The 16,416-nt window shown below is 43.0% G+C and carries 13 protein-coding genes; 11 read left to right on the forward strand and 2 right to left on the reverse strand.

Annotated features, from left to right (window positions below):
* Positions 1-176 precede the first annotated feature (176 nt).
* The 8 genes from BN3261_RS06055 to BN3261_RS06090 all read left to right on the forward strand — a co-directional run bounded on the left by BN3261_RS06055 (position 177) and on the right by BN3261_RS06090 (position 9,952).
* Positions 177-488, forward strand: coding sequence for a metal-sensing transcriptional repressor (locus BN3261_RS06055; protein ID WP_059085725.1), 312 nt, complete (start codon positions 177-179; stop codon positions 486-488).
* Positions 489-524: 36 nt separating this feature from the next.
* Positions 525-3,086, forward strand: a complete 2,562-nt coding sequence (locus BN3261_RS06060) for a heavy metal translocating P-type ATPase (RefSeq protein WP_059085726.1) — start codon at positions 525-527, stop codon at positions 3,084-3,086.
* 262 nt (positions 3,087-3,348) lie between these two features.
* Entirely contained in the window at positions 3,349-4,761 is a 1,413-nt protein-coding gene (locus tag BN3261_RS06065) for an amidophosphoribosyltransferase (protein ID WP_022427230.1), read from the forward strand.
* A gap of 204 nt (positions 4,762-4,965) precedes the next feature.
* The gene (locus BN3261_RS06070; RefSeq protein WP_059085727.1) at positions 4,966-5,640 is read left to right on the forward strand and encodes an HAD family hydrolase; all 675 of its coding nucleotides are present in this window, start codon (positions 4,966-4,968) and stop codon (positions 5,638-5,640) included.
* Positions 5,641-5,642: 2 nt separating this feature from the next.
* Positions 5,643-6,446, forward strand: coding sequence for a bifunctional hydroxymethylpyrimidine kinase/phosphomethylpyrimidine kinase (gene thiD / locus BN3261_RS06075; protein WP_059085728.1), 804 nt, complete (start codon positions 5,643-5,645; stop codon positions 6,444-6,446).
* Positions 6,447-6,450: 4 nt separating this feature from the next.
* Positions 6,451-8,241, forward strand: a complete 1,791-nt coding sequence (locus BN3261_RS06080; protein ID WP_059085729.1) for an aminopeptidase P family protein — start codon at positions 6,451-6,453, stop codon at positions 8,239-8,241.
* A gap of 101 nt (positions 8,242-8,342) precedes the next feature.
* On the forward strand, positions 8,343-9,341 hold the full coding sequence (gene add, locus BN3261_RS06085; RefSeq protein ID WP_059085730.1) for an adenosine deaminase: 999 nt from the start codon (positions 8,343-8,345) through the stop codon (positions 9,339-9,341).
* A 212-nt stretch (positions 9,342-9,553) separates the two neighbouring features.
* Positions 9,554-9,952, forward strand: a complete 399-nt coding sequence (locus tag BN3261_RS06090) for an IS5 family transposase (protein WP_059085731.1) — start codon at positions 9,554-9,556, stop codon at positions 9,950-9,952.
* 273 nt (positions 9,953-10,225) lie between these two features.
* Here the strand turns inward: BN3261_RS06090 and BN3261_RS06095 are convergent, their stop codons facing one another.
* Together BN3261_RS06095 and BN3261_RS06100 are read right to left on the reverse strand one after the other, a co-directional pair.
* Positions 10,226-11,020: a hypothetical protein gene (locus tag BN3261_RS06095; protein WP_059085732.1), complete on the reverse strand. Its 795-nt coding sequence runs from the start codon at positions 11,018-11,020 to the stop codon at positions 10,226-10,228.
* Positions 11,017-11,556 (reverse strand): RNA polymerase sigma factor, encoded by a 540-nt coding sequence (locus tag BN3261_RS06100; RefSeq protein WP_059085733.1) that lies wholly within the window; start codon positions 11,554-11,556, stop codon positions 11,017-11,019. Before BN3261_RS06100 ends, BN3261_RS06095 begins: the two co-directional genes overlap by 4 nt.
* 745 nt (positions 11,557-12,301) lie before the next feature.
* Here BN3261_RS06100 and BN3261_RS06110 point away from each other — a divergent pair.
* From BN3261_RS06110 to asnB, 3 genes are all read left to right on the forward strand, one after another.
* Positions 12,302-12,841 carry an RNA polymerase sigma factor gene (locus BN3261_RS06110; protein WP_059085735.1) on the forward strand — a complete coding sequence of 180 codons (540 nt, stop codon included), beginning with the start codon at positions 12,302-12,304 and terminating at the stop codon, positions 12,839-12,841.
* Positions 12,835-13,941, forward strand: a complete 1,107-nt coding sequence (locus tag BN3261_RS06115; RefSeq protein WP_059085736.1) for a DUF4179 domain-containing protein — start codon at positions 12,835-12,837, stop codon at positions 13,939-13,941. The genes BN3261_RS06110 and BN3261_RS06115 overlap by 7 nt, the downstream gene beginning before the upstream one ends.
* 520 nt (positions 13,942-14,461) lie before the next feature.
* A complete protein-coding gene (gene asnB, locus BN3261_RS06120; protein ID WP_059085737.1) occupies positions 14,462-16,321 on the forward strand; it encodes an asparagine synthase (glutamine-hydrolyzing) in 1,860 nt (619 codons plus the stop codon).
* The last annotated feature ends 95 nt before the right edge of the window (positions 16,322-16,416 follow it).

Genomic DNA, 16,416 nt, shown 5'->3' on the forward strand with positions numbered 1-16,416 from the left:
TTACCTGATTCGGCTAATTATAAGTTTATATTACCCGCTCATTGCCATTATCGGATGAGCGGGCTTTTTTATTATAAAAATACTGTTTCTATTGACAAATACCCCATGAGGGTATATATTATTCCATATATAGAGGATACCCCATGAGGGTATTTATGAGAAAGGAGAGACAGCCTATGTCTGAAAAGAAAGCCTGTCCCTGCTGTTGTAAAAAACACACTGCACGTTCAGAAGAGGAGAAAAAAAAGCTGATCAACCGTCTGAAACGTATTGAAGGCCAGATCAGGGGCATTATAGGAATGATGGAGAATGATGCCTACTGTAATGACATCCTGATCCAGTCCGCCGCGGTCAATGCCGCAGTGAATGCGTTTAATAAAGAGCTGCTTGCCAGCCACATCCGTACCTGCGTTGCCAGAGATATCCGGGAAGGTAAGGATGAGACCATTGATGAGCTGGTAGCAACCCTCCAGAAGCTGATGAAATAAAGGGACAAACTAGATTTTAGGAGGTACTGAAAGAAAATGGAACAATATAATGTAACTGGTATGAGCTGCGCCGCCTGCTCTGCCCGTGTGGAAAAAGCCGTATCAAAAGTTCCGGGGGTGAATAGCTGTTCCGTCAGTCTTCTGACCAACTCCATGGGAGTTGAAGGAACCGCTTCATCCGGCGAGATCATTGCCGCAGTGGAAGCCGCCGGATATGGTGCATCCTTAAAGGGCGGAGCTGCCGGAGCGAAGATTTCCATGTCTGCGGCAGAAGAAGCGCTGGAAGATCATGAAACTCCGATCCTAAAGAAACGTCTTATCACATCCGTAGGATTTTTGCTGGTGCTGATGTATTTCTCCATGGGGCACATGATGTGGGGATGGCCACTGCCGAAATGGTTTGACGGCAATCACGTAGCCATGGGACTGGTACAGCTGCTCCTGGCTGGTATCATCATGGTGATCAACCAGAAATTTTTCATCAATGGATTTAAGAGTCTGTGGCGCCGTTCCCCAAATATGGATACTCTGGTAGCTCTTGGCTCCATGGCATCCTTCCTGTGGAGCGTCTATGCACTGTTTGCCATGACAAGAGCACAGGCAGACGGAGATTCTGCTGCAGTTATGAATTACATGATGGATTTTTATTTTGAATCTGCAGCCATGATCCTGACACTGATCACCGTAGGAAAAATGCTGGAGGCCCGTTCTAAAGGAAAGACAACGGATGCGCTTAAAAGCCTTATGAAGCTTGCACCCAAAACTGCGGTCGTGGTACGAAAGGGACAGGAACTTACCGTTCCTATTGAGCAGGTTCAGAAAGGAGAAACCTTTGTCGTCCGCCCGGGAGAGAATATTCCGGTGGACGGAGTGATCCTGGAAGGAACCACAGCAGTCAATGAATCCGCACTGACCGGCGAGAGTATCCCGGTTGATAAAGAAACCGGAGATATGGTTTCTGCGGCAACCGTGAATCAGTCCGGATTTATCAAATGCGAAGCGACCAGAGTGGGAGAGGATACCACCCTTTCCCAGATCATCAAAATGGTCAGTGATGCGGCAGCCACCAAGGCACCGATCGCAAAGATCGCAGACCGTGTTTCCGGTGTGTTTGTACCGGCAGTGATCACAATCGCAGTGATCACAACGATCATCTGGCTTCTTGCAGGACAGACCTTCGGTTATGCTCTGGCAAGGGGGATTTCCGTTCTGGTCATCAGCTGCCCCTGCGCACTTGGCCTTGCAACACCGGTTGCCATTATGGTCGGCAACGGTATGGGTGCCAAAAACGGAATCCTTTTCAAAACAGCCGTTTCTCTTGAGGAAGCAGGAAAAGTCCAGATCGTCGCTTTGGATAAAACCGGAACCATTACAAGCGGTCAGCCGGAGGTAACAGATATTCTCCCGGCTGAGGGAATCACAGAAACAGAGCTTCTCTCTCTGGCCTGTGCACTGGAGAAAAAAAGTGAACATCCACTGGCAAAGGCAGTTCTCAAAAAAGCCGAGGAAGAGAAACTTGCCACAGGTGAAGTAATCGGATTCCAGGCACTTCCGGGGAACGGACTTTCCGCTATACTTGGAAGTGACAAACTGACAGGCGGAAGCATGAAATTTATCAGCAGCCAGACAAGGGTTTCCGCAGACTTTAACAGGAGAGCCGAGCAGCTTGCAGAGCAGGGAAAAACGCCCCTTCTTTTCACACGAAACGGTAAACTTCTGGGAATCATCGCAGTTGCGGATGTGATCAAGGAAGACAGTCCCCATGCAGTAAAAGAGCTTCAGAACATGGGAATCCGTGTAGTTATGCTTACCGGTGACAATGAGCGTACCGCAAAAGCCATCGGAGCTCAGGCAGGAGTTGACGATGTGATCGCAGGAGTTCTTCCGGATGGAAAAGAAAGTGTGATCCGCGCTCTGAAGGAGCAGGGAAAGGTTGCCATGGTCGGTGACGGTATCAACGACGCGCCGGCACTTACAAGAGCCGATATCGGAATTGCCATCGGTGCAGGAACAGATATTGCCATTGATGCGGCAGATATCGTTCTGATGAAGAGCCAGTTAAGCGATGTTCCAGCGGCAGTACGTTTAAGCCGCGCCACACTTCGGAATATCCATGAGAATCTTTTCTGGGCATTTTTCTACAATATAATCGGCATTCCCCTTGCAGCAGGTGTCTGGATCCCGCTTTTCGGATGGACCTTGAATCCGATGTTCGGAGCTGCGGCCATGAGTCTTTCCAGCTTCTGTGTTGTAACAAATGCGCTGCGTCTGAATCTGTTTCAGATCCACAATGCAACAAAAGACAAAGAAATCAAAAATCCGGTAACATTACACATCAGTCATGATGAAAATATAAAAGAAGAAAAGGAGAACAAAACAATGGTAAAGGTAACGGTCAATGTAGAAGGAATGATGTGCGGACACTGTGAGGCACACGTAAACAAAGCCATCCAGGCAGCTTTCGGAGCAGAAGACGTAGTTTCTTCCCACGAGAACGGAACAACTGTATTCTCTGTACCTGAGAAGGTTGACGAGGCAAAGGTTGAAGAAGTGATCAAGGAAGCCGGTTACGAGTTTAAAGGAATCACCCAGGAATAAACCGGATTTTTAAACCACATATTTGCCAAATGGCCAAAAGAAACAGTTCTGTAAAAGCGGAGCTGTTTCTTTTGTCTCATACAGAAAAAATTTTCCACTTCTATAAATCCGGCTAATATCTTTATAGTTTATTCTGAAAAAGCAGGATTATCCGCCAAATTGGTTTTTATTTTCAATTCTCTTATGCTATACTGATAGCGATTATGGATATAGGAACGATAACAGAAATCGTTAACATCATAGTAGTAGAGAGGAGCGCATTATGAGCGGATTTTTTGGAGTAGCATCGAAGGATGACTGTGTACTGGAGCTTTTTTACGGAGTGGATTACCATTCTCATCTGGGAACACGCCGCGGAGGTATGGCTGTTTACGGAGAACATGGATTTGACCGTGCCATCCACAACATTGAGAACACGCCTTTCCGTACAAAATTTGACGGAGATGTGGGTTCCATGAAGGGAAATATGGGAATCGGATGTATTTCTGATTATGAGCCTCAGCCCCTTCTGTTCAGTTCCAGGATCGGCAGCTTTGCCCTCACTTTTGTGGGAAAGATCAATAATTACGATGAACTTCTGCAGCAGCTGTATGATACGACCAAGGTACATTTTCAGGAGATGACCAACGGAACAGTCAATGTGACCGAACTGATCGCTGCACTGATCTGTGAAAAGGACAATTTTGTGGAAGGTATCCAGTACGTACAGGGACTGATCGACGGCTCCATGACTCTGCTTCTTATGACAAAAGACGGAATTTATGCAGCCCGTGACAAGATGGGCAGAACTCCTGTGGAAATTGGCCACAAAGAAGGGTCATACTGTATTTCCTTTGAAAGTCATGCCTATATCAACCTTGGATACGAAGATTATAAAGAACTTGGCCCCGGAGAGATCGTATTCGTAACAGCAGACGAAGTCAAAACTCTGGTTGAGCCCGGAAAGAAAATGAAGATCTGTTCCTTCCTCTGGGTTTACTACGGATATCCGACAGCCTCTTATGAAGGTGTAAATGTAGAGGAGATGCGCTACCGCTGTGGAAGCATGCTTGCAAAGAGAGACGGCGATTCCGTGCACCCGGACATTGTAGCCGGTGTTCCGGATTCCGGCATTGCCCATGCCATCGGATACGCCAATGAATCCGGCATTCCTTACGCAAGACCATTCATTAAATATACACCAACCTGGCCCAGATCTTTTATGCCGACCAATCAGAACCAGCGTAATCTTATTGCCAAAATGAAACTGATCCCGGTACGTGCGCTGATCAAGGATAAAAAACTTCTTCTCATAGACGATTCCATCGTACGTGGCACCCAGCTTCGCGAGACAACCGAATTTCTGTACCGCAGCGGAGCCAAAGAGGTTCATGTCCGTCCTGCCTGCCCGCCAATCATGTACGGCTGCAAATATTTAAACTTCTCACGTTCCAAATCTGAGATGGAGCTGATCACTCGTCAGGTGATCGAGAAGAGAGAAGGCCCCAACTGTCCGCAGGAAGTTCTGGATGAATATGCAGATCCACATACAGAGAAATACGAGCAGATGGTACAGGATATCTGCAAGATGCAGAATTTTACAACTCTCCGTTATCACAGACTGGATGATCTTCTGGAATCCATTGGGATCGATCCTTGTAATGTATGCACATATTGTTTTAACGGTAAAGAATAAAAAATGTTTTGAAAATAAAGCTGCTGTTTCAGATGAGCCTCCTTAACTCCCGGTTGCATTTTGGATATCTGCGGCTTATAATAAATGCGGATATATCTTTTGTGATATATCCGCGTTTTTTATATCAGTTTTTTATGTCATGGGAAATTATTTCGTAATGTTCCAATGACAGAGTATCAAAAAAAAATTTTCAGGAGTATAAACATGATTTTTCCTATAAAAGCCGTGATATTTGATGCAGACGGCGTCCTTCTGGATTCGCTCTCTGTTTGGAAGGAGCTTGGAAAACGATATATTACAGATCTGGGATATCAGCCGGTTGCGGAAATGGACGAAATCCTTTTTCCCATGAGTATGGAGCAGGGAGCGGACTGGCTGAAAAACAGGTTTACTCTTGCGTATTCCGAAGAAAAGATCGTGATGGATCTGAAATCCCGGATCCGTAAATACTATTTTGAAGAGGTCCCGGCAAAATCAGGTGCCAGAGAACTTCTTCAATGCCTTGCAGAACAGAAAATCCCGGCTGCGGTAGCAACCTCAAGCCCCAGGGAACATATCTGCCGGGCGCTGGAAAGAAACGGACTTCTTTCCTTTTTTGATAAAATCTATACCACCAGTGAGATCGGAGAAAGCAAACATTCTCCGAGGGTCTATCTTACAGCTGCAGAAGCACTGGGAACGGAGCCATCCCGGACGCTGGTTGTGGAGGATTCACTCTACGCGTTGCAGACTGCCGGAAATGCAGGATTTCTGACTGCCGGTATTTATGACGCATTGGGAGAACCGGATCAGGAACAGATGAAAAAGGATGCCTATATCTACTGTCGGGATCTGACAGAGTTACAGAACCATATATTCACAGAAAACGGAGGAAACTAAAGATGAAAACAGCATTAACCATCGCAGGCAGCGATTCCAGCGGAGGAGCCGGGATCCAGGCCGATATTAAAACCATGATGGCAAACGGAGTATACTCCATGAGTGCCATCACCGCGCTGACTGCCCAGAACACCACCGGTGTCACAGCCATCCAGAATGCAACCGCAGAGTTCCTGGGTCAGGAGCTGGACTGTATTTTTACGGATATCTTTCCGGATGCAGTAAAGATCGGAATGGTTTCCGAAAGTGATCTGATCCATATGATCGCAGGAAAGCTCCGACAGTATCGGGCAAAAAATATCGTGATGGACCCGGTTATGGTTGCTACCAGTGGTGCAAGACTGATCAGTGAGGAAGCGGTGGATGTTCTGAAGGAAGAACTGTTTCCTCTTGCAGATCTTCTCACCCCCAATATCCCGGAAACCGAGGTGCTTACCGGACGGAAGATCAAAAGCGCCGATGATATGATCGAAGCTGCAAAACAGGTTTCCGAGCAGTATCACTGTGCAGTTCTCTGCAAGGGCGGACATAAGCTCAATGATGCCAATGATCTTCTCTATGTGAATGGAACATATCAGTGGTTTGAGGGAAAAAGGATCGACAATCCCAACACCCACGGAACAGGATGTACTCTTTCCTCGGCCATCACTTCCAACCTTGCAAAGGGATTTTCCATGGTGGAATCTGTAAACCGTGCCAAGGACTATATTTCCGGAGCCCTTGCTGCCATGCTGGATCTGGGAAAGGGAAGCGGCCCTATGGATCATGGCTTTGCGATAAAGAACAGTTATACAGAGGAGGCATAAGATTATGACAGTTACAGAACGGATCACAGCTCTTCGAAAACAAATGAAGGAAAAGGGAATCGATGCTTATCTGGTTCCGACCGATGATTTTCATGGTTCTGAGTATGTTGGGGATTATTTTAAATGCAGAAAATACATCACCGGATTTACCGGTTCTGCCGGAACTGCCGTGATCATGCAGGACATGGCCGGACTCTGGACAGACGGAAGATATTTTATCCAGGCTGCACAGCAGTTAGAGGGAACTCCGGTTACTCTGTTTAAGATGGGAGAACCGGACGTACCAACGATCCACAAATTCCTGGAAAAAAATCTGAAAGAGGGAATGTGTCTCGGCTTCGATGGCCGTACCGTAAGCGCAGAAGAAGCAGAGACGCTAGAAAGAATCCTTCAGAAAAAACGGGTACATTTTTCTGTAAATGAGGATCTCATCGGAAATATCTGGGATGATCGTCCGGCACTTTCCTGTGAACCGGTAATGGAATTATCCGAAAAATGGGCCGGAAGATCCAGAGCAGACAAGATCCGTGAGATCCGCAGCAAACTGAAAGAGAAGGGCGCAGACCTCTTTATCCTCACTTCCCTTGATGACATTGCATGGCTTTTAAATATCCGCGGAAATGATATCCACTGCTGCCCGGTAGTTCTTTCCTATCTTGTGCTGGATGACAGTGAGCTCCGTCTTTTTGTCAATGAAAAAGCCTTTTCGGATTCTGTTAAGGAAGCACTTTCCAAAGACGGTATTGCCATTTATCCATATGATGATATTTACACCTATGTACAGACGATTCCCGAAGAGAAAAAGGTATTTCTTTCCAGAAGCAATGTAAACAGCCGGCTGGTCAGTAGTATTCCAAAGACGGTAACGATCCTGGACGGTGAAAATCTGACCCTTCTCCCAAAAGCCATCAAAAATGAAACCGAAGTCCGGAATGAAAAGACAGCCCATATTAAAGATGGCGTTGCAATGGTGAAGTTTATCCACTGGCTGAAGAAGAATGTGGGAATGAAGGAGATCACCGAGCTTTCCGCTGCTGATAAGCTCTATGAATTCCGTTCCGCACAGGAGAATTTTCAGGGAAACAGCTTTGATCCCATCATTGCCTACGGTGCACATGGAGCCATTGTCCATTACAGTGCTACAGAAGAAACCAATATTCCACTTGAGCCAAAAGGGCTGGTTCTGATGGATACAGGCGGACATTATCTGGAGGGCACTACTGATATCACCCGCACCGTTGTACTTGGCCCGGTTACTGAAAAAGAAAAAAAATATTTCACAGCAGTACTCCGTGGACACCTGAACCTGGCAGCAGCAAAATTCCGTTACGGCTGTACCGGCCTGAATCTGGATGCCCTGGCTAGAGGACCTCTCTGGGCTATGGGAGAGGATTACAACCACGGAACCGGCCATGGCGTAGGTTATCTTCTCAATGTACACGAAGGACCGCAGAGCTTCCGCTGGAAAAGCCCTGCAGAGCTTCCGGCTCCTGTTCTGGAAGAAGGGATGATCACTTCCGATGAACCAGGATATTATGCGGAAAATGAATTCGGCATCCGTCACGAAAATCTTGTAGTTTGCAAAAAAGCCGAAAAAACATCCTACGGCCAGTTTATGAAATTTGAGCCACTGACTCTGGTCCCATTTGATCTGGAAGGTATAGATCCGGAACAGATGGAAGCAGGAGAGCGCAAATTGCTCAATCAGTATCATGCCCTTGTATACGAAAAGATTTCTCCGTATCTGAATGAAGAAGAGCAATCCTGGTTAAAAAAAGCCACACAGGAAATATAACCCGGAATTCACCTTAATATTTTCTTCCGACAGATACCATAAGAAACGCAAAACCATTTCAGGGATAAGAATAAATCCAACCAGGGAGGTACTTAGCGCCTATGAAAACAGAAAATAGAATTGATCACTACATCGATCTCCACGCACATCTGGACGGCTGCATTACCACAGAGATAGCCAGAAAACTTGCCGCATTGCAGCAGATCACGCTTCCGGCTGCCACAGATGAAGAGCTTCTTTCTCTCCTTTCTGTGCCGGATACCTGCGAAAATCTCAATGATTTTCTGAAATGCTTTGACCTGCCTCTTTCCCTTCTTCAGACAGAAGAGGCATTGGAAGAGGCTGTTTATCTTATCCTTTCTGAAATGAAAGAAGACGGTGTGATCTACGCAGAACTTCGTTTTGCCCCACAGCTCCATACACAGAAGGAAATGACTCAGGAAACAGCGATCCATGCTGCATTACGTGGTCTGAAAAGAGCTCCCATCCCCGGTAATCTGATCTTATGCTGTATGCGCGGTGATCTTAACCAGAAAGAAAATCTGGAAACTCTGGAGCTGGCAAAAAAATATCTTGTTGAAGATGGAGGCGTGGTTGCTATCGATCTTGCAGGAGCCGAGGCACTCTTTCCAACAGAAAATTACGAGGCACTTTTTGCAAAAGCAAGAGAATATCAGGTTCCATTTACCATCCATGCAGGCGAGGCCGGAAATGCAGAGGATGTAAAAACAGCTGTCCATATGGGGGCAGTCAGGATCGGTCATGGTGTGAGGATCGCGGGAAATAAGGAAGTGATACAGCTTGTAAAGGATAAGGGGATTTTTCTGGAAATGTGCCCTACAAGCAACCGCCAGACAAAAGCTGTGGAAGAAATGTCTGCTTATCCGCTGAAAGCATTTCTCGAAATGGGACTTAAGGTAACCCTAAATACCGATGATCCGGCGATTGAAAGAACAACCCTTTCCCGGGAATTCCGATATATGGAATCTCTGTTAGATCTTACCCAGGAGCAGAAAAAGCTGCTGCTTCTGAATTCTGTGGAGGCAGCCTTTACTTCCAGGAACAGAAAATGGAAACTGAAAGAACAGCTTCTTTTCTGAACTGTATGAAAACTATCAGGCGAAAGGATAGCCCTGGACACCAATTTTGAGTTGGAGCATGAAAATATAAGCCGTTTTTTTATTTCCGGGAAGGGCACTGCACTGTCGCATGTATTGGAATGATCATAAAGAATAAACAGGACATCCGGATAGAAAATTTCTCATTACCCCATCTTAACCCCAAAATCCTTTTATGATAGAATTGAAAAATTATGTTGAGACGATACGAATTAACCGATGAAGAATGGAACCGTATAGCTTCATTACTGCCGCCTGAAAATTCTGGAAAACAGGGATGCCCACAAAAATGCAGCCGGACAATTCTGAATGGAATTGTTTGGATTGCTCGTAGCGGAGCTCCATGGCGAGACCTTCCAGAACGTTATGGTTCCTGGCAAACTGTTTATTCCCGTTTCCGTAAATGGATTGAAGACGGCACCCTTGATAATATTTTTCGTGTTTTGAGCTTAGAAGCCGAATTAACAGAACTGTCAATTGACGCTTCTATCGTCAAAGCTCATCAGCATAGTGCTGGAGCAAAAAAAGGGGGCCTCCAAACGAAATCGGACACAGCCGTGGTGGAGCCAGCACAAAAATCCATGCAGTTGTAGATGCATACGGTTATCCGGTTTATTTTATGATCCGTGAAGGGCAGCGTAACGATATCAATTACGCAATCCCTTTGCTGGATCATGTCAATCTAGGAAATGAGAGTACAGCTAATTGAATGAATCGAAAGGCTGTACTTTTATTTTAACTATAAAAGTTCTGGACAGCTACACTATCTGTAAATTATAACATATTATGCATCAGCTGCGATACAGGTATTTCCACAACAGTTACAAAAAGATGGTGAACCGGACTGAATCCACCATCTTTTTTCTTTATCTTCTGTTATTAATAACCTCTCTCGCCATATCTGCAAGTTCTCCGGCAGATAATTTTCCATCTATTTGCAGCAAATCATACTGGATGCCATCCTTATTCCAGTTAACGCTTTGAACCTGACTGACTTCAATCTGAGAAGCACTGTCATTGTAACTGAATATAACTTTTCCACTGGACTGGTCTTTTTTATCTTGTTCTGTCAATTCGTAATCATCTGATACCACTTTATTTATATAATGTACATAATACAAATTTGTTCCATTTACAGTGGCAATAATATCACCTGACGGAGTAAGTTTTGAGTTAAATTTCTGCTGTTCAAACGATACAACATCTCCATTCTTCTGATAATCAAAGGACACAGATTTAAAATTCTCAATTACATTTGCATTGCCATCCTTAAAACTGTTTTTTATAATATTGCCCTCTTTGAAGCAGTACCCGTTCTCAAAGGTATCAATCAATACCGGTCTATACCCAATATCCTTTGTAATCTGTTCTGACGTTGGAAGAGATGTATAATCAGCACGTGATGCAGATGAACCTGTCCACATTGAAATCTTTCCTGTTGCTGCCATAGCAGTAACTCCAATTGTAAGTGTTGCAGCTATCAACAAAGGTAATATTTTCTTTTTTGATCTCATAGTCGTTTGCTTCCTTTCTGTATCTGCGAAGTCAAGTTTTGCATAAACTCTCTGTCTGACATTCTCTGTATCAATATCAAGAGCATTGCGGGAAGCATCTGCCTGTTTTTGTATTCCCAATTCTTTAAGCAAATTTTTTCTTCTCATAATTTTTCCTCCGCATCCGATAACATTTTTCTGAGTTTTCTTTTTCCTCTTGAAAGTCTGGTCTTAACTGTAGAAATATTAAGTCCCATTGCTTTTGAAATATCCTTGATTTTTTCATCAAATTTATACCGCCTTACAAAAATCTCGCTGTCAGGTTCGCCAAGGCTCATAACTGTTTCCCATACATAATTATTGTGAAAATTCTCTTCCATGAAATTTTTGCCATCTGACAGCTCAATATCTTCAAGAGATGTATGGTCCATCTTTCTGTTTATCCGTTTCAGAGCAAAATTCCGGGCAACAGCAGCAAGATATGACCGTAATGTACCTTTCTGCAAATCTATCCTCCCGGTATTCTTCCAAAGTACAACAAACACATCTGCCACAATTTCTTCAATATCCTCTTTCGGCAGTGAATTGCCGGCCATATGATACAAAACAGTACTCAAATACGGCGTATAAATTCGGATTGCTTCATCTATTGAATTTTTTTCTCTGTTCCTGAGACGCTGCAAAAGTTCTGCTTCATCTGTCATATCAATCCTACTTTCTTTTTAATATTTTCAAAAATTAAAAGCTTTTAACCTTTACATTCTTATATATCCTGTCAAAGAGCAAAAAGTTTCAATTTTAGAAAATTATGATATTGATACACTACTTTACAACTTTTTTATAAAAAAATATCGTACAGGATTTCCTGATGTATAATGAATTTGGCATAAAACATTACAAAGGAAAGTGACCCTGTACGGCAAAAACATTATACAGCGAAAAAACACTGATAGGCAGACTTCAGCAATATTTTTTGATCTATTTTGAAACTTTTTCTGTTCCGACAGCAGATACCTTATTTCTGCTGATATTATCTATACTGAGCCGCACACAACGGTTCCAACTATCTGAATGGACACTGCTTTGTGAGAGTCATGCTCTGCGTACCTGTCTGGAATGGGGATAAAGTATCTCATCTTTCATTGCACATATACAGAGAAACTGGGTGAGAAAACAGTAAAAGCATATCGGATTGATCTAAGCAGTGTTTGGTTTTGGTCGCCTGTGAAGAGCAAGACAAAGAGAAGCTTGAGGAATATATTACGGAATTACATAAAAAATATAAACACAAACAGAACAGAGATTAAAAAATCGGATATTTCGTTGGCAATGGAAGAGGCAACGGAAAAAAATACTTTTATGAGAACCGATTTCCTTTCCGATGCATCTAATTAGTGTAAAAGTAAACATGAGTAGTAATCCAGCTGGACAAAAGGAGAAGACAAAGTTATGACAAAAGATGTATTTATTAAGGAGGTTCGGGATGCAGAAGCCATGCTGTATCATATATCAAAGTCCATTCTGAAGAATGACTCTGATTGTGGGGATGTTGTGCAGGAAACAATTCTTAAGGCATATGAAAAACTTCCCACTTTAAAGAAAGAAAAATATTTCCGAACATGGATCACAAGGATATTGATCAATGAATGCAAAGGGATTCTTCGGAAAAGAAAAAATGTTATTCCATATGAAGAATATATGGACAATATGAAAATGGCTGAGGAGGACAGATACAGTCATTTGTATATGGCGATTATGGAACTTCCGGAGGATCTGAGGGTTTTGGTAACATTGTATTATTTAGAAGGATTTTCCTTGAAAGAGATCAGTGAGGCTCTGGATATTCCGGAAGGAACGATCAAAAGCAGACTTTCACGTACAAGAGAGTTTTTGAAGGTGCAGTTATCCGAAGAAGAGAAAAGACCGGCAACTGGGAAAAACAACAAGCAATTAAAGAGAATAACAGGAAAGGGGAAAATGTCATGTTAGAGAAGAAATGGAATAATATCGCACCGGAAGTACCACAGGATTTTCATAATAAATTTGAAGATACACTAAAACAGATTGAACAGGCGGATTCAGTTGATAAAAAATACAAAAGAAAAAAAATCAGTGGACGATTATTGATTGCAGCAGCAGTAATCTGTACTGGTATGGCTGTTACTGTGGCTGCAAAAGAGTTCTTTAAATGGAATGATTACCTGGTGAAAAGACTGGATCCATCGGAGGAACAGCAGGAGACACTGCAGGAATCAACTTATATTCAGAATATAGACCAGTCTGTAACACAAAATGGTGTGACGGTTACCCTGACAGATTCTATTCAGGATCAGGGATTCCTGTATGCTTTTTTTGAAGTGAAAACAGAGGACAGTATTTCTATGACTGATCATACTTCTTTTGAGGAGATGACACATTTTAAGATCGATGGAAAAGAAGTATATGCAGTGGACGATAACAGATTTGGAAGTTTCAATACTGGGGTAGGACAGGATGTGTTACTGAAAACAGATCAAAATTCTACACATCTTAAATATTTTAACGCCTGTATATCTTATGACGGTGATTATGATCTGAGTAATAAAACAGTAGAAATCACATTAAAGAATCTTACGGAGGAAGGAGATTATGATACGACTGTTATTACAGATGGAACATGGGATTTTAAATGGACTCTGGGTGCAGTAAAGCCTCCGACAACTCTGGAAGTGAATCGGAAATGTGATTTTGGAGGTTATGAAATCACAGTGAAAAAAATGGAAGTAACGCCCCTTTTATGGTCATTATATCTTGATTATGATGAAGCTATGAAGGTGTATGAAGATGAGAAAAACAAGTTTGAGTACACAGGTACAGATTATGGCATGGATCTTTATGGCAGAGCTAATATTGACCAGGTGCGTTATAAAGATGGAACGGTTTTAACACTCGATCTGACCATGGGAGGCATCGCTGGCGGTGGAGAAAAACAGGATAAGGAAAATGGTGTCATGATCATCAGAAACAGCTTCCCGCAACTGGTTGATGTAGATAACCTGCAGGCGGTACATTTTGGGAACATTGACCAGTGGCTTGAAGTGCGGGAATAATAGTTTTTTCGGTGATACAGAAAAATCCTCCCATAATTAGATAATGAGAAAATACAAAAAGAACCGATACAAGGTCTTTGCAAGACTGATATCGGCTCTTTTTGGCTAAGTCTGCCAAGCCCATTACCTTTAGGTGATGGGTAGTTGACTAAATATAGGTAACCATACAGTCGGAAAAATGGCTCTGTAACAAAAGACCGTTTTTCCGGCTTTTCATTTTATCAGCAGTGAGGCATTCACACCGTTTGAAAATCTGTAAGAACTGAGTCATTGGGGTATGTCATGACGGGTAATCAAATATATGACATAGATTCTGCAATTGTAGAAAATAAGATTGACTTTTTGATTCTATAGATGTAGAATTAGAAAAGATTTCTACATCTGTAGAAAAACAGGGAGAACACAAGCTGAGGCGCAGACTCACAGACCACTATGATTACGATGTGACCATGTGGGATTCACTTGTGATAAAAAAGTTGCTGCAGCGTATAAACTACATCAAATAGATACGGAGGATAAAATGTGCGGAATCTGTGGATTTACAGGTTACAGACAGGATCAGAAGACAGTAATTGAAAGGATGATGAAAGCTATTGAGCATAGGGGCCCGGATAGTGAGGGCTCTTTTTGCAGGGAGAAGATCACGCTGGGCTTTCGAAGACTTAGTATTATTGATTTAGAAGATGGGCAGCAGCCTATGGAAAGTGCGGACGGAAACCTTCATATTGTTTTTAATGGAGAGATCTATGATTATAAGGAACTGCGGGCAGAACTTGAGGCTTTCGGCATTTCATTCTGTACTCATTCTGACACGGAGGTTCTGATAAATACTATTCAGCAGTATGGGGAGAAGGCACTGGATAAGCTCAGGGGAATGTTTGGGTTTGCTGTATGGAATGAACAGGAGCAGAGTTTGATGCTTGCAAGGGATTTTTTTGGAATTAAGCCTGTGTACTATGCCGAAATAGATGGACACTTTGTATTTGCTTCTGAAATTAAGAGTATCCTTGCATTTCCAGGCTATGAAAGGAAAGTAAATCAGAAGGCACTGGAGCAGTATTTGTCATTTCAATATTCCCCTCTGGAAGAGACCTTCTTTAAGGGAATTTATAAACTGATGCCTGGACATATGCTTTTATATAAAAACGGAAGCTATGAAATAAAGACTTATTTCAAACCAAAGCTTACACCAGGTCAGTGGGACTATAAGACGAATATGGCGCAGCTGCGGAGCCAGCTTTCCGAGATTCTAAAGGATTCAGTGAAGCATCATATGTTAAGTGATGTGGAAGTCGGCGCATTTTTATCAGGTGGAGTGGATTCCGGTTATCTGGCTTCTTCCTCCGGTGCAGATCAGGCATTTACAGTGGGATTTGATGAGGGAGATCGATATAGTGAAGTAAACAAAGCTGCCAAAGTGGCAGAAAAAGCAGGTTTGAAACACCATGTGAAAATCATATCCAAGCAGGAATTCTGGGATGCCCTTCCAGATGTGATGTATCATATGGATGAACCCCTTGGAGATGCTTCTGCAGTTGCACTTTATTTTCTTTCCAAAGAGGCTGCCGGACATGTTAAGGTAGTCCTTTCCGGGGAAGGCGCAGATGAACTTTTCGGCGGATACAATATTTACAGAGAACCGGAAGCATTAAAGAAAGTTGCCTGGATTCCATTCGGGCTCAGACGTGCTGTCAGAAAGCTGGCCGCAAAGCTGCCAGATGTGAAAGGACGGGATTTCCTTATCCGTGCAGGAATGAAAGTGGAAGAACGTTTCATCGGAAATGCATATATTTACCGTGAAAAAGAGAAAGCGCAGATTTTGAAAAATAAAGTAACAGGACCTTCCACACAGGAATATTTAAGACCATTTTTTGAAGAACTTGAGTCAGAAAACAGAGGATCACTTCGAGACATGGAAAAAATGCAGTCTGTAGATCTGAGATACTGGCTTCCTGGCGATATTTTGCAGAAAGCAGATAAAATGAGCATGGCACATTCATTGGAAGTCAGGGTACCATTTCTGGATAAAGAAGTTTTTGACTTTGCAGCAAAGCTTCCGAAGGAAGCCAAGATTGCAGCGGGTACAACCAAATATATTTTCCGTAAAGCTGTTTCAGAATTTCTTCCACAGGAAACCGATGAACGTAGGAAACTTGGTTTTCCAATTCCAATCCGTGTGTGGCTGCGGCAGGATGACTGGTATCAGAGGGTAAAGGAGTTATTTACCTCGAAAGAAGCAGAAGAGTTTTTTCATACAGATAAGCTTCTTTTACTTCTGAAAGAGCACAAAGAGAAAAAGGCAGATAACAGCCGTAAAATCTGGACAGTTTTGACATTCCTTATCTGGTATGATAGATTTTTTGCTACATGCTCGAAGTGAGAGAGTTGGTTATGAGACGGTAAAAATATAAATATACGAAAAATCCGTTGACAATGGTATTTGGGCCTTTTATGATAAAACTCTATTTGTTTGTA

The organism is Blautia massiliensis (ex Durand et al. 2017) (assembly GCF_001487165.1).
GTDB classification, from domain to species: Bacteria; Bacillota; Clostridia; order Lachnospirales; family Lachnospiraceae; genus Blautia_A; species Blautia_A fusiformis.

What these genes read in the sequence shown, in the direction of transcription:
- add (WP_059085730.1), top strand. Translation starts at nt 8,343, where the DNA reads ATGAAAACAGAAAATAGAATTGATCACTACATCGATCTCCACGCACAT.
- BN3261_RS06095 (WP_059085732.1), bottom strand. Translation starts at nt 11,020, where the DNA reads ATGAGAAGAAAAAATTTGCTTAAAGAATTGGGAATACAAAAACAGGCA.
- BN3261_RS06080 (WP_059085729.1), top strand. Translation starts at nt 6,451, where the DNA reads ATGACAGTTACAGAACGGATCACAGCTCTTCGAAAACAAATGAAGGAA.
- thiD (WP_059085728.1), top strand. Translation starts at nt 5,643, where the DNA reads ATGAAAACAGCATTAACCATCGCAGGCAGCGATTCCAGCGGAGGAGCC.
- BN3261_RS06110 (WP_059085735.1), top strand. Translation starts at nt 12,302, where the DNA reads ATGACAAAAGATGTATTTATTAAGGAGGTTCGGGATGCAGAAGCCATG.
- BN3261_RS06090 (WP_059085731.1), top strand. Translation starts at nt 9,554, where the DNA reads ATGTTGAGACGATACGAATTAACCGATGAAGAATGGAACCGTATAGCT.
- BN3261_RS06065 (WP_022427230.1), top strand. Translation starts at nt 3,349, where the DNA reads ATGAGCGGATTTTTTGGAGTAGCATCGAAGGATGACTGTGTACTGGAG.
- BN3261_RS06100 (WP_059085733.1), bottom strand. Translation starts at nt 11,556, where the DNA reads ATGACAGATGAAGCAGAACTTTTGCAGCGTCTCAGGAACAGAGAAAAA.
- asnB (WP_059085737.1), top strand. Translation starts at nt 14,462, where the DNA reads ATGTGCGGAATCTGTGGATTTACAGGTTACAGACAGGATCAGAAGACA.
- BN3261_RS06060 (WP_059085726.1), top strand. Translation starts at nt 525, where the DNA reads ATGGAACAATATAATGTAACTGGTATGAGCTGCGCCGCCTGCTCTGCC.
- BN3261_RS06055 (WP_059085725.1), top strand. Translation starts at nt 177, where the DNA reads ATGTCTGAAAAGAAAGCCTGTCCCTGCTGTTGTAAAAAACACACTGCA.
- BN3261_RS06070 (WP_059085727.1), top strand. Translation starts at nt 4,966, where the DNA reads ATGATTTTTCCTATAAAAGCCGTGATATTTGATGCAGACGGCGTCCTT.
- BN3261_RS06115 (WP_059085736.1), top strand. Translation starts at nt 12,835, where the DNA reads ATGTTAGAGAAGAAATGGAATAATATCGCACCGGAAGTACCACAGGAT.